The following is a 13519-nucleotide window of genomic DNA, read 5'->3' as shown; positions in this document are numbered from 1 at the left end:
ATAAGCCTGTAGCAACTGTCGAGCTTGCGACGAATCACTCTGAACTGCCTGCCGCTGTATCAGTCGCATGCATAACCCATCCCATTCAGAGGAGTGAACGTGACCAGTGATTCCAAGTGGCAGGCCGTCGAATCATCTCCATTGAATACGCCCCCCGCGATTCATCGTCTGAGAGTGCTGACGGTCAACACCCACAAGGGTTTTACCGCACTCAACCGACGTTTCATTCTTCCGGAATTGCGTGAAGCGGTACGCAGTACCTCGGCGGACCTGGTGTTCTTGCAGGAAGTCGTCGGTGAACACGACCGCCATTCCACTCGCTACAACGATTGGCCACAGACCTCACAGTACGAGTTCCTGGCCGACAGCATGTGGAGCGACTTCGCCTACGGTCGTAACGCGGTCTACCCCAACGGTCACCACGGCAATGCCCTGTTATCGAAATACCCGATCCGCGAACACCGCAACCTCGACGTCTCGATCACCGGCCCCGAACGCCGCGGCTTGCTGCATTGCGTACTGGATGTGCCGGGTCACAAAGAAGTGCATGCGATCTGCGTGCATTTGAGTCTGTTGGAAAGCCATCGCCAACTGCAGCTCCAACTACTCTGCCAACTGCTCGAATCGTTACCCGACGATGCGCCGGTGATTATCGCCGGCGACTTCAACGACTGGCAGTTGCAAGGCAACACCGCCCTCGCCCGGCGCGACTATCTGCATGAAGCCTTCGAGCGCCACCACGGTCGCCCGGCAAAAACCTATCCGGCACGCTTTCCGCTGCTGCGCCTGGATCGGATTTATCTGCGCAATGCCAGCAGTCATGAGCCGCGAATATTGGGGCACAAGCCCTGGACGCATTTGTCGGATCACTTGCCATTGGCGGTGGAAGTGCACCTTTGAAACGCCCAATAGCTTCGTAGAATACGGTGCCTGAAAACGAAATCCCTTGCCCTACCTGTTACTTCTGACAGTAGCGACTTCCAAAATCTGTTGATACGGTGCGCAGGTCCGTACCCGTTGCATGTACGAGCTTTCAACCGTAGCAGCCAACGTTGCCGAAGGTTTCCAGTTCGGGGACTTGTATTACCGATGTCGTCTCGCAATTCACGCTGCCAAGGACGTCAGACTCTTTTTCACCCACTACGAGTGAAGGGGTCGGACGCCAATCGATGCGTGGAGACGAGCATGATATTTCCGACAGAATTGCCCAACTACCGTTACTCAGCCTGCGCCGTTTCTCTCTGTTTATGGATAGGCTGGTCCAACACCGCCCAGGCGAGCTGTACGCTCACACCGACCGCCGGCAACGACAATTACGTGTGCGACAGCACCAGCGGTGGCCCGCTGACCGACTTGTCGGGCAACAACACCCTGATCTTTCCCGCCAATGGCACCATCAATGGCGATGTAACCTTCGGCGCAGGTGCTGACCGGGTCGTCATGGCGGCGGGCACCATCGCAGGCGTACTCGATCAGGGCGACGGCGCCAATTTTCTGCAGATCGACAACGGGCAGATTACCGGCGAAGTCCACCAGCACAGCGGCATCGACACCTTCAACATGAATGGCGGGAGTATTCATTCTCTGGCGCAGGGCGATGGTTTCGACCAGTTCCTGATGACTGGCGGCACGATTGCCGAGGACTTTGAAGATGGTGACTTTGCGCAGATGACCGGTGGCACGATCGGTCGCGTCAATATGAAACTCGACGACAACACCTTCGACATGTCCGGCGGCCAGATCCTCGGCAACCTGGTGACTGGTTTCGGCACCGACACGATCATCGTGTCCGCCGGGCGAATCGGCGGCAACGTCAGTGTCAGCGGCGGCAATGACAGCATCACCGTGACGGGTGGCGAGATCCTCGGCGAGGTCCGTGCCAGCGCCGGTAATGACACGTTGGTGTGGAATGGTGGCGGCATCATCCGCTCTGCCATCCTCATGGGCACCGGCAATGACAGTGCCACCTTGGGAAATCTCGGCCAAAGCACCCTCGCCCTCACCCCGAGCATTGATGGTGGAGACGGCACAGACCTGCTGACCTTCGATGACACCACCGCAGCGGGTACTCCCCGGTACATCAACTGGGAAACGGTCAACCTGAACAATGGTTCGCAGATCGATCTGGCCGGCATTTTTGTATTGGGCGACAGTGCCAGCGGCACCGGTGTATTCAATATCGATGGCAGCAGCACGCTGACGTCGACCCAGGGCCGCATCACGCCATTCACCGCCGGTCAGCGTGCAACCTTGAACAATGCCGGGCTAATCGACCTCAGCAGCGGCAATAGCCGGACCGACGATACGCTCACGGTGCAGGGTAATTATTCGGGTAACAACGGCCAGTTGTTTTTGCAAAGTGCAGTCGGCGATGACAACTCCCCCAGTGACAAACTGGTGGTGAACGATGGGACATTGACCGGCAGCACATTGATCACGGTCACCAATCTGGGCGGAACCGGCGGGTTGACGCGGCAGAACGGTATCGAGTTGGTACAGGCGCAAGGCACTGCTGTCAGCACCCCCGATGCGTTTGCGCTCAAAGGTCCGGTCTCTGCGGGTGCCTTCGATTACTACTTGTTCAAAGGTGGCGTTACCGCAAACAGCCAAAACAATTGGTATTTGCGCTCTGCCATTGTGGCCCCCACGACCCTCACCCTCCCCAACCCGGATCCGGCCTTGCCCCCGATTGTCGTCCCGGTTGTCGCAACGCCGGTACCCGCACTTGCACCCGTCGGCAGCCCACCGTTGCCGGTTTTGCCGACAGCCGTACCGGGCGCGTCACCGATTGCGCTGTACCGCCCCGAGGTTCCAACCTGGTCGGTACTGCCTCCCGCCGCCGCGCAACTGACCCTCAATGCACTCGGCACTTTCCATGATCGCCAAGGCGACCAGCGCCTGCTCCACGAAACCGGGGCCTTTGGCGCTGGCTGGGGCCGGGTCTATGGCAAGAATGTGAATCAGACCTGGGCCGGCACCGTAACGCCAAGGCTCGACGGTTCGCTCAGCGGCTTTCAGGTGGGTAACGATGTGTACAGCTCACTGACTGTCCATGGACAGACCCAACGCATTGGTTTTTTTGTCGGGCATACGCGTTTGCAGGGCGATGTCGACGGTTTCAACCAAGGGTTCGAAAACAAACGTGCAGGCAAAGTGGAACTTGAAGGCGACAGTTATGGCGTGTACTGGACGTTGACCGATCCCAAGGGCTGGTACGTCGACACCGTCCTCATGGGCACTCGGCTCGACGGTGACAGCCACTCCGAACGCGGCCTCAAGCTGGATAACCGAGGCCATGCCTTGACTGCTTCGGCGGAAGCCGGCTATCCAGCTCAAGTGACGGGTAACTGGGTGGTCGAACCCCAGGTGCAGCTCATCCATCAAAAAGTCTCGCTGGACAGCCAGGACGACGGCATTTCCCACGTCTCATTCGACTCCGACGGAGCCTGGACCGGTCGCCTCGGCGCTCGACTAAAAGGCCGCTACCAAGTCAGCGGACGACCACTGGAACCTTACATTCGAGCCAATCTGTGGCACACCCTTTCCGGTACCGACTCGGTCACCTTCGACGGTGTGGACCGGATCGATACCGAGCAAAAATCGTCATCGGCCGACCTCGGTGTCGGTGTTGTGGTTAGCCTCGCGAAAAGCGTGAGCGTGTATGGCGCAGTCGACTACACCAGCAATATCGACAGTCATCAGCAGCGCGCAACGTCTGCAAATATCGGTGTCAGGGTGAGTTGGTAGACCGGTAGCCCACTATTAAAAAACGCTCTGGGACGCAGGTTTCTTGACGATTTTTCGAACAAACAACAGCTTAGATGTGCGGCGAAAATCAGTCACTTGCGAACCCTAAAATACACGTACCACTTATCGGCCATTTTCTTGACGCAGTATCAAGGGTCTTCTTAGCTACACGTTACTACCCCCGGAAATACACCAGGGGCAAGCCTCCAGACACCCGCAAAAACGGGCGGCCAGAGGCTTGCCCCATTACATTCGGTCGCCCCTCATTCGGGGTAGGAGAGACGCCAGAGCGAGATACCGCATGCGATTGCAAGGTAGACCTCCATGAAAACTTCATTCACCCAACAAGAGATCAAAGTTACTTTTTGCACTGTATCGAGCTCACTCCTTCTGTGCTCGTCCATGGAAGTGCAGGCAGGGCCGGCAGCGGATGAAGCCACGCCTTGGTACCGTCAGGATGTTCCGGTCATGACCTTACCCGCTGTCACTTTCACCGCTCCCTACTCCCGCCGCTTCAGCGCCGCCTCCGATACTCGAAGTTCGCGCCTGACCATCGAGGACGCTGCGCCTTCGGCCTGGGATCAGGTATATGGACAAGCTTCGCGGCAAGCGCAAACCGATGTTCTGGCTCAGGGGTTTGCCGGCCCTGGCAGTAGCGAATTCAAAGGTCCGGCGATCCTGACTCTAAAAAGCGGTAGCGGTCATACCCAGCGAGTCGGACTGGTTGGCGGCACCACTCAGTTACAAGGCAACAGCAACGGGCTGCTGACCGGTCGCGCCCATGCTGACCCCAGCCACGACACCCTCAGCCTCGAAGGCCAAAGCCTCGGTGCTTACTGGAGTTTGACCGGTCCCCAGGGCTGGCACGTGGATTTGACGGCCAGCGGCGGTCGGGTCAACGGCTATACCCGCAATGACCAGGGCGCCCGAATGGCGACCGAAGGCAGCGCGGTGACGCTGTCGGTAGAAGGTGGTTTCCCCATTGGCCTGAGCGACAATTGGGTCGTTGAACCCCAGGCGCAGTTGATCAATCAACGCATTACCCTGGACACCCCGTATGGCGGGTCTGGCAATGCCTCGTCCAGCGAACTGACGTCCTGGAGCGGGCGGGTCGGTGCACGCTTGAAAGGTAGTTACGACATCAACGGGCTGGGGGTCGAACCCTATGTGCGAACCAACCTGTGGCACACGGTGTACACCGGCAATACCGTGAACCTCGATCAGGTCGAGAAGATCAGCAGCAGCCGTTATTCATCGACCGTCGAAGTGGGTTTGGGCCTGGTGGCCAGAGTCACACCTGCCGTGAGTCTTTACGTCAGCGCCGACTACAGCAGTGATGTGGATGACAATGATTTGAACGGGTTGATTGGGAGTCTGGGTGTGCGGATGCGGTGGTGAAATGATCGTTCCCACGCTCTGCGTGGGAATGCCTCCAGTGACGCTCTGCGTCACATCGTAGGAACGCGGAGCGTCCCGGGCTGCATTCCCACGCGGAGCGTGGGAACGATCATGTGGGAGCGAGCCTGCTCGCGATGGGAGCGACTCGGTTCTGGATCAACCCTCCGGACGCAGCATCAACACTGCCAGCGGTGGCAGGTTCAATACCAATGAGAGTGCCTGGCCGTGGCTCGCCTCGTCCTCGGTAAACGCCCCGCCGCTGTTGCCATAGTTCGAACCGGCGTAAGTGGCCGCATCGCTGTTGATCACCTCGGTCCAACGCCCGGCAAACGGTACGCCGATACGATAACCCTCACGCGGCACCGGCGTGAAGTTAGCCACCACCAACACCGGCCGCCCATCCCTGCTCCAGCGCATGAAGGCGTAGACGCTGTTGGTGGCGTCATCGCCAATCAACCACTGGAAGCCTTGTGGCGCGTCGTCCTGATCATGCAGCGCCGGTTCTTCGCGATACAGCCGATTCAGATCGCCGACGAGTTTCTGCACTCCTTTGTGTTCCGAATACTGCAGCAAGTACCAATCCAGTTGCTGATCGTGGTTCCACTCACGCCACTGACCAAACTCGCACCCCATGAACAACAGCTTCTTGCCTGGATGTGCCCACATGAAACTGAGGTAGGCGCGCAGGTTGGCGAATTTCTGCCAGCGGTCGCCGGGCATCTTGTCGATCAGCGAGTGCTTGCCGTGTACCACTTCGTCGTGGGAAATCGGCAGGATAAAGCGCTCGGACCAGGCATACACCAGACCGAAGCTCAGTTCGTTGTGGTGATGGGCGCGGTACACCGGGTCTTGCTGGATGTAGTGCAGCGAATCGTGCATCCAGCCCATGTTCCACTTGTAGTCGAAGCCCAGTCCACCCTGTTGCGTACCCTGGCTGACACCCGGCCACGCAGTGGATTCTTCGGCGATCACCAGCGCGCCAGGGGCTTCGAGGTCGACCACGTCATTGAGATGGCGCAGGAAGTCGATGGCTTCGAGGTTTTCCCGACCGCCGTGACGGTTCGGCACCCATTCGCCGGCCTTGCGCGAATAATCGCGATACAGCATCGACGCCACGGCATCGACCCGCAGGCCGTCGACGTGGAAATGCTTGAGCCAGTGCAGCGCCGAAGCCAGCATGTAGCCGTGCACTTCGGTGCGACCCAGGTTGTAGATCAGCGTGTCCCAATCCTGATGGAAGCCTTCCTGCGGGTTGCCGTACTCGTACAGCGCAGTGCCATCGAATTGCGCCAGGCCGTGGGTATCGGTCGGGAAATGTGCCGGCACCCAGTCGAGGATTACACCGATGTCGGCCTGGTGGCAGGCATTGACGAACGCGGCGAAGTCATCCGGCGAGCCGTAGCGGGCGCTCGGGGCGAATTGCGACAGCAGTTGATAGCCCCAGGAACCGCCGAACGGGTGTTCCATGATCGGCATCAGCTCGATGTGGGTAAAACCCAACTCCTTCACGTAGGGAATCAGCCGTTCTGCCAACTCATGCCAGGTGTACTGCCGGGCGACCTCACCCAGATCATCCAGCTCACATTGCCACGAGCCAGCATGCAATTCGTAGATCGACAGGGGCGCACTTGGCCGATGACGGTCGCCCCGCGCTTGCATCCACTCCTGATCCTGCCAATCGATGTTCAGCGGCGATGCGACTTTTGACGCGGTGTCCGGCGGCAGCGAAGTGGCCAGCGCCATCGGGTCAGCCTTGAGCGGCAGAATGCCGTGGGTGCCGAGAATCTCGTATTTGTATGTTTCCCCCGCTTGCATGCGCGGGATGAAAATCTCCCATACGCCGGTAGGATGGCGCAGGCGCATCGGGTGCCGACGACCGTCCCAGTTGTTGAAATCCCCGACCACCGACACCCTTTTGGCATTCGGTGCCCACACGGCGAACCGCACGCCATCGACACCATCGACGGTTTTCAGCTGCGCGCCCAGGCAAGCACTCAGATCGCGGTGATTGCCTTCGGCGAACAGGTACAAGTCCATCTCGCCGAGCAACGGGCCAAAGCTGTAAGGGTCTTCGCAAACCTGTTCGCCGCCAGCCCACCGGGTTCGCAGCAGATACGGCTGCGCCCGATCGAAGTGCCCGACGAACAGGCCCGGCGTCTGGGTGGCCTCAAGGTTGCCGAGTTCTTCCCCGGAGTCCTTGGCCAGGACCTGCACGCTCAAGGCGTCCGGCAAATAGGCCCGAATGAATTGCCCGCCGGCACCATCGCCGTGGGGACCAAGAATTGCAAAGGGGTCGTGATGTTCGGCGCGTACCAGCGCGTCGATGTCCCGCGATCTGGGCAGCAACGCTTCTTTAGCGTGTCCCTGTTCCTTGTTCGAGAAACTCATGACTACTCTCCACCAAGATCGGAAAAGGGTTTAAGCCCACTCAATAACCCATACAAACCGTGCAACGGCACGGGCAACCATGTGGGGCGATTTTCCGCCTCATAGGCCACTTCATACGCTGCCTTCTCCAGGCCGAACAACGCCAATGCGGCGTCCTCGCCTTCCGGATCTTGCCATGCATGAGCAAGACTAGCTGCCGCCAGCCGATAAGCGTCGACAAATGCTTGTCTTGCTTCAATCAAATAGCGATCGGCGACACGTTGACGAGCGGCTTGGGCATCGACCGTGTTGTCGACGTTGTGCACATTCATCGCCATCGCCGCAGCGTAGTCAAAGGAGCGCAATACCCCACTGACGTCTTTGTACGGGCTGTGTTTGCCCCGTCGTTCATGCAGCGGCCGCGCCGGCTCGCCTTCGAAGTCGATCAGGTAGGCGTCACCCTTGATCACCAGCACCTGGCCCAGGTGCAAGTCGCCGTGGACGCGAATGCGCAGACCACCAACGGCTTTTTTGCCCAGCTCCTGAACATGGCTGAGGATGGCTTTTTTGTTGTCCAGTAAATGAGTGACCAAGGCTTTGTCTGCCGGGTTCAATTCGCTTTGATGCTGTTTGAGCAACTTCAGCGCGTGTTCCAGTTGCGCCACCACGTCCTTGGTGCAAGCCAGGGCATCTTTCTGGGTGGTGACCTGCGGGGCGAAGTCCGGATTGTCGCTGGGCGCTGCCAGTACCTGGTGCATTTCACCCAGGCGCTGGCCGAGCATGCCGGCGAAGTCTTTGAGTTCACCCAAGGCGTTGTAGTGTTGCTCCTGCTCGGACACGGCGTCGGCCAGTTCGTCGCGCAGTGCCCGTTCGAGGTTGTTCTGGGTCCATTCCCAGGCGTCGCCCTGATTGCTCAAGTAGCCTTGGGCAATCATCAGCAACGTTTCCTCGCCCGCCGGATCACGGCGAACCACTGAACCCAGCAGCGGCGAAATATTGCGGAAACCGGCGTGAGTCAGGTACGCGCTCATTTCCAGTTCCGGGTGCACACCGGACGCAACCTTGCGGATCAGTTTCAGCACCAGGCTGTTGCCGATCACCACCGAACTGTTGGATTGCTCGGCGGACAAGTAACGTACTTCCGATTCCCCGGTCAGGCCGAGTTTCGCCAGTTCCCACGTTGGCTCAAAGCAGATATCGCCCGCACTGGATGGCACTACGGTATTACTTTGCATGCCCTGCAATACCGCATGCACAAAGGTATCGAGGCTGAAGGCATCGGTGATCAAGCCGACCTGACGCACGCGCCGGACCCGCGACAAGGCCAGTTGCTGAGGCAACGCGGCGCCCACCTGATCTTCAGAGATAAAACCGAACGGTAACTGATAGCGGCTGGTCTGGCCGCCGCTGGTGACATCGATTTCACTCAGCAATACGGGATGCAGCGGATCGCCGAAGCGCACGCCGTAAGCGATGTTGACCTGTTCGATGGCCGCGTCCTTGCCGGCAAACCAGCGGCGGTTCTGCAGCCAGCTCGGCAAGATGCCCTGCTCCAGCGTGTCGCGAGACGGCGCTTCGAGCAGTTCTTCCATGCGTTTCTTCAGCACCAGCGTGGTGAAGTCCGGCAGGCTTTGCGCCGCTTCCACGTGCCAGCTCGGCATCTGGTTTTCCGCCGCCAATACAAACCAATAGAAGCCGTAAGGCGCCAGGGTCAGCAGGAAATTCAACTGGCCAATAGGCGGGAAGGCGTTACCGCCGAGCATCTCCACCGGCACCATGCCGACGTAGGCCGACAGGTCCAGCTCCGCTGCTTGCGCGCTGCGGGACACGTTGGCGACGCACAAGATGATTTCGTGCTTGCCGTCCGGTCCGGTGAATTCCCGGGTGTAGGCCAGGATTCGCCGGTTAGTCGGCGAAAGCATCTTCAGGGTGCCGCGACCGAAGGCCTTGGACTGCTTGCGCACGGCGAGCATGCGCCGGGTCCAGTTGAGCAACGAATGCGGGTCGCCGGCCTGGGTTTCGACGTTGACCGACAAGTAACCATATTGCGGGTCCATGATCGGCGGCAGCACCAGGCTGGCCGGGTCGGCGCGGGAGAAACCGCCGTTACGGTCAATCGACCACTGCATCGGCGTGCGCACGCCGTCACGGTCGCCGAGGTAGATGTTGTCGCCCATGCCGATTTCATCGCCGTAATACAGGGTCGGCGTGCCGGGCATCGACAGCAGCAAACTGTTGAGCAGTTCCACGCGACGACGATCGCGCTCCATCAACGGCGCCAAGCGGCGGCGAATCCCAAGGTTGATCCGCGCCCGACGGTCGGCCGCGTAGTAATTCCACAGGTAATCGCGCTCCTTGTCGGTGACCATTTCCAGCGTCAGCTCATCGTGGTTGCGCAAGAAAATCGCCCACTGGCAGTTGGCCGGGATCTCCGGAGTCTGACGAAGGATATCGGTGATCGGAAAACGGTCTTCCTGGGCCAGCGCCATGTACATACGCGGCATCAGCGGGAAGTGGAACGCCATGTGGCATTCGTCACCGTTCAGGCCTTTGGCGTCGGTGTCGCCGAAGTACAGTTGCGTGTCCTCCGGCCATTGGTTGGCCTCAGCCAGCAGCATGCGGTCCGGGTAGTTGGCGTCGATTTCGGCACGGATCTGCTTGAGGACGTCGTGGGTCTCGGGCAGGTTTTCGTTGTTGGTGCCGTCGCGTTCGATCAGGTACGGAATCGCATCCAGACGCAAGCCATCGATGCCCATGTCCAGCCAGTAGCGCATCACCGACAGCACGGCTTTCATGACTTGCGGGTTATCGAAGTTCAGGTCTGGCTGGTGGGAATAGAAGCGATGCCAGAAGTACTGGCCGGCCACCGGATCCCAGGTCCAGTTGGACTTCTCGGTGTCGAGAAAGATGATGCGGGTGCCGTCGTACTTATGATCGTCATCGGACCAGACGTAGAAATCCCGTGCCGCCGAGCCTTTCTTGGCCTTGCGCGCACGCTGAAACCAGGCGTGCTGGTCCGAGGTGTGGTTGATGACCAGTTCGGTAATCACCCGCAAGCCACGTTTGTGGGCTTCAGAGATGAAACGCTTGGCGTCGGCCATGGTGCCGTAGTCGGAATGCACGCCACGGTATTCGGCAATGTCGTAGCCGTCATCGCGTCGTGGCGAAGGATAGAACGGCAACAGCCAGATGGTGTTGACGCCCAGATCGGCAATGTAGTCGAGTTTGGCGATAAGACCGGGAAAGTCGCCGATCCCGTCATTGTTGGAGTCGAAATAAGACTTAACGTGAACCTGGTAGATCACCGCATCCTTGTACCAGAGCGGGTCCTTGATAAAGGTGGCAGCCTTGGGTTTCTTCGCCATTTGAAACTCCTGTTGAAAACTGGAAAGCGCCTTGTCCCAGATCGTTCCCACGCTCTGCGTGGGAATGCCTCCACGGACGCTCCGCGTTCGGCTCTGGATGGGACGCAGAGCGTCCCGGACTGCATTCCCACGCAGAGCGTGGGAACGATCAGTGCTTATCAGTTAAACGGTAATACGCCAGATCCCGAACGGTTGATACGCCGGGTCGATCCGCATGAATTGGTACTTGCCGTGCCAGGTCCAGCGATGGCCGTTCATCAAGTCTTCGCCGTGGGTACTGGCGTCGTCGGGCAAGCCCATTTCCCACAGTGGCAATTCGAAATTCGCTTCCTGGACGTTATGTGGATCAAGGCTGACGGCCACCAGAATGAAATTGCTGCCATCCGCGCTGCGCTTGCCAAAGTAAAAAATGTTGTCGTTCCAGGCGTTGTAGACCTTCAGGCCCAGATGCGTCTGCAGCGCCGGGTTTTGCCGGCGGATGCGGTTGAGCTGGGCGATCTCGGCAATGATGTTGCCCGGTGCATTGAAGTCCCGTGGGCGAATTTCGTATTTCTCGGAGTTGAGGTACTCCTCCTTGCCCGGCACCGGTGCCGCTTCGCACAGTTCGAAGCCTGAATACATGCCCCACAGACCGGAGCCCATGGTGGCCAGCGCCGCGCGGATCAGAAAACCGGCGCGCCCCGACTCATGCAAGAACGCCGGGTTGATGTCCGGTGTGTTGACGAAGAAGTTTGGCCGGAAGCATTCGCGCCACGGTGATTCGTTGAGTTCGGTGAAGTAAGTGGCCAGCTCGGACTTGTTGTTGCGCCAGGTGAAGTAGGTGTAGCTCTGGGAGTAACCGACCTTGCCCAACCGCGCCATCATTGCCGGGGTGGTAAAGGCTTCGGCCAGGAAGATCACCTCGGGGTACAGCGCCCGCACATCCGCGATCAGCCACTGCCAGAACGGCAGCGGTTTAGTGTGAGGGTTGTCGACGCGGAACAGCTTCACGCCCTCCTCGACCCAACCCACGACGATGTCGCGCAACTCGACCCACAGGCTCGGTATCGCGTCGGTGGCATAGAAGTCGACGTTGACGATGTCCTGGTATTTCTTCGGCGGGTTCTCGGCATATTTGATCGTGCCGTCGGGACGCCAGTTGAACCAGCCCGGATGCTGTTGCAGCCACGGGTGATCCTGAGAACACTGAATGGCAAAATCGAGGGCGATTTCCAGTCCATGATCTGCGGCCCTGGCGACAAGTCGCCGGAAGTCTTCACGCGTGCCCAGCTGCGAGTGAATGGCTTCGTGACCGCCCTCTTCACTGCCAATGGCATACGGGCTGCCCGGATCGTCCGGCCCGGCGGTCAGGGAATTGTTCGGGCCTTTGCGGTAGCTGCGGCCGATCGGGTGGATCGGCGGGAAGTACAGCACATCGAAACCCATGTCCTGGATCATCGGCAGCCGCGAATGCACATCGTTGAAGGTGCCATGACGGGCCGGATCGTCGGTGATCGAACGCGGAAACAATTCATACCAACTGGCGAACTGCGCGAGGTCCCGTTCGACGTCGAGCGGGTACTCAGGACTGATGCTCAAATAGGGGCGATGATCGGCCAGCGTCATCAGCTCGGCGCTACGCTGGTGCAGAAACAGCTCGACCTGCTCGATTTCGAGCAACCCCGACAGATCATGGTGCAGCGTCGTAAGTTGCTCGCTCAGTTGTCCTTCGGTGCGTTCGGCGGCTTGCTGGACCAGCGTTCGCCCTTCCTGCAACTCCAGGCTGATCGGCACCCGGGCGGCGTGTTTTTTCTCCAGCTCATAACAGAAGCTGGCGAACTGATCGATCCAGGCTTCGATGCAAAACACATAACGGCCCTGGCGCGCGACCCGGAACTGACCCTGCCAACCGTTATTGCCCAGATCGGCCATGACTTCGCTATGCCAGGTTTCCTCGCCCTCGGCATGCCAGCGCACCCGCACCGCCAACTTGTCGTGACCGTCGGCGAACACTTTGCTGGTCACCACCACGTCCTGACCCACAACGGCTTTGACGGCGAACTGCCCGCCATCGAGGGTCGGCATGGTGTTTTCGATGGCAATGCGCGGCAGCAGTAAAGCCTGCGAAAGCGGCATATGAGGGTTGTAGTTCAGCTCTGTCGGTTTTTCAGCAGTCATCGAGCATCTCTCCTTTACGCCCCATGGACGCTCTTGTGTCTGTGGCTTGTAACAGGATAGTCATCCCGCAGGATCGTCCGCCCTGGAATGAACTCACTTAGGTTCCGAGCGACAGGCACTGGTAAAAGTTCACGAAGATTTGCCCGGGCCTTCGAAGGAATCAATTCCTTTGCGCAGTGGTCAACACACTTAAGCACGACTTACGCCATGTGCCACTGGAGGTTGAATTCATGAGCATTCCGATCCCTGCCGAAACGCCTGATCCAAACATCGACAGCCCAACCATTCCGCCGACCGAGCCTGAACCTGTACCGGAGCAAGACCCGCCCGGCACCACTGCGCCACCACGCGAAGACCCGCCAGAGACGATGCCACCGGTGGTCGTCACCCCCGAATAATCGCGCACTGATCGTTCCCACGCTCTGCGTGGGAATGCCTCCACGGACGCTCCGCGTTCGGCTCTGGATGGGACGCGGAGCGTCCCG

Annotated in this window: 7 protein-coding genes; 4 read left to right on the top strand and 3 right to left on the bottom strand. The window is 59.3% G+C overall.

Translation table 11 applies throughout. The features are described from left to right. Window positions 1-99: 99 nt before the first annotated feature. From AC3WP4_RS23075 to AC3WP4_RS23065, 3 genes are all read left to right on the top strand, one after another. Window positions 100-900 (top strand): endonuclease/exonuclease/phosphatase family protein, encoded by an 801-nt coding sequence (locus AC3WP4_RS23075; RefSeq protein WP_074876771.1) that lies wholly within the window; start codon window positions 100-102, stop codon window positions 898-900. 285 nt (window positions 901-1185) lie between these two features. Next, complete coding sequence (locus AC3WP4_RS23070; RefSeq protein WP_102650649.1) at window positions 1186-3747, top strand: autotransporter family protein; 2562 nt, start codon at window positions 1186-1188, stop codon at window positions 3745-3747. A gap of 324 nt (window positions 3748-4071) precedes the next feature. Continuing rightward, a complete protein-coding gene (locus AC3WP4_RS23065; RefSeq protein WP_074876775.1) occupies window positions 4072-5145 on the top strand; it encodes an autotransporter domain-containing protein in 1074 nt (357 codons plus the stop codon). Window positions 5146-5301: 156 nt separating this feature from the next. Here the strand turns inward: AC3WP4_RS23065 and glgB are convergent, their stop codons facing one another. The 3 genes from glgB to AC3WP4_RS23050 all read right to left on the bottom strand — a co-directional run bounded on the left by glgB (window position 5302) and on the right by AC3WP4_RS23050 (window position 13034). Beyond that, complete coding sequence (gene glgB / locus AC3WP4_RS23060; RefSeq protein ID WP_102614330.1) at window positions 5302-7533, bottom strand: 1,4-alpha-glucan branching protein GlgB; 2232 nt, start codon at window positions 7531-7533, stop codon at window positions 5302-5304. A gap of 2 nt (window positions 7534-7535) precedes the next feature. Beyond that, window positions 7536-10877, bottom strand: coding sequence for a maltose alpha-D-glucosyltransferase (gene treS / locus AC3WP4_RS23055; protein ID WP_102614331.1), 3342 nt, complete (start codon window positions 10875-10877; stop codon window positions 7536-7538). Between the two features lie 162 nt (window positions 10878-11039). Next, window positions 11040-13034: an alpha-1,4-glucan--maltose-1-phosphate maltosyltransferase gene (locus tag AC3WP4_RS23050; RefSeq protein WP_102614332.1), complete on the bottom strand. Its 1995-nt coding sequence runs from the start codon at window positions 13032-13034 to the stop codon at window positions 11040-11042. A 230-nt stretch (window positions 13035-13264) separates the two neighbouring features. Here AC3WP4_RS23050 and AC3WP4_RS23045 point away from each other — a divergent pair, with 230 nt between their 5' ends. Beyond that, window positions 13265-13432 (top strand): hypothetical protein, encoded by a 168-nt coding sequence (locus AC3WP4_RS23045; RefSeq protein ID WP_173860490.1) that lies wholly within the window; start codon window positions 13265-13267, stop codon window positions 13430-13432. Window positions 13433-13519 lie beyond the last annotated feature (87 nt).

The organism is Pseudomonas sp. FW305-20 (assembly GCF_058788075.1).
This window is presented reverse-complemented; position numbering and strand designations above follow the sequence as displayed.

Excerpts from the sequence above, each read along its gene's own strand:
- AC3WP4_RS23070 (WP_102650649.1), top strand. The coding sequence starts at position 1,186 with ATGATATTTCCGACAGAATTGCCCAACTACCGTTACTCAGCCTGCGCC.
- AC3WP4_RS23065 (WP_074876775.1), top strand. The coding sequence starts at position 4,072 with ATGAAAACTTCATTCACCCAACAAGAGATCAAAGTTACTTTTTGCACT.
- glgB (WP_102614330.1), bottom strand. The coding sequence starts at position 7,533 with ATGAGTTTCTCGAACAAGGAACAGGGACACGCTAAAGAAGCGTTGCTG.
- treS (WP_102614331.1), bottom strand. The coding sequence starts at position 10,877 with ATGGCGAAGAAACCCAAGGCTGCCACCTTTATCAAGGACCCGCTCTGG.
- AC3WP4_RS23050 (WP_102614332.1), bottom strand. The coding sequence starts at position 13,034 with ATGACTGCTGAAAAACCGACAGAGCTGAACTACAACCCTCATATGCCG.
- AC3WP4_RS23045 (WP_173860490.1), top strand. The coding sequence starts at position 13,265 with ATGAGCATTCCGATCCCTGCCGAAACGCCTGATCCAAACATCGACAGC.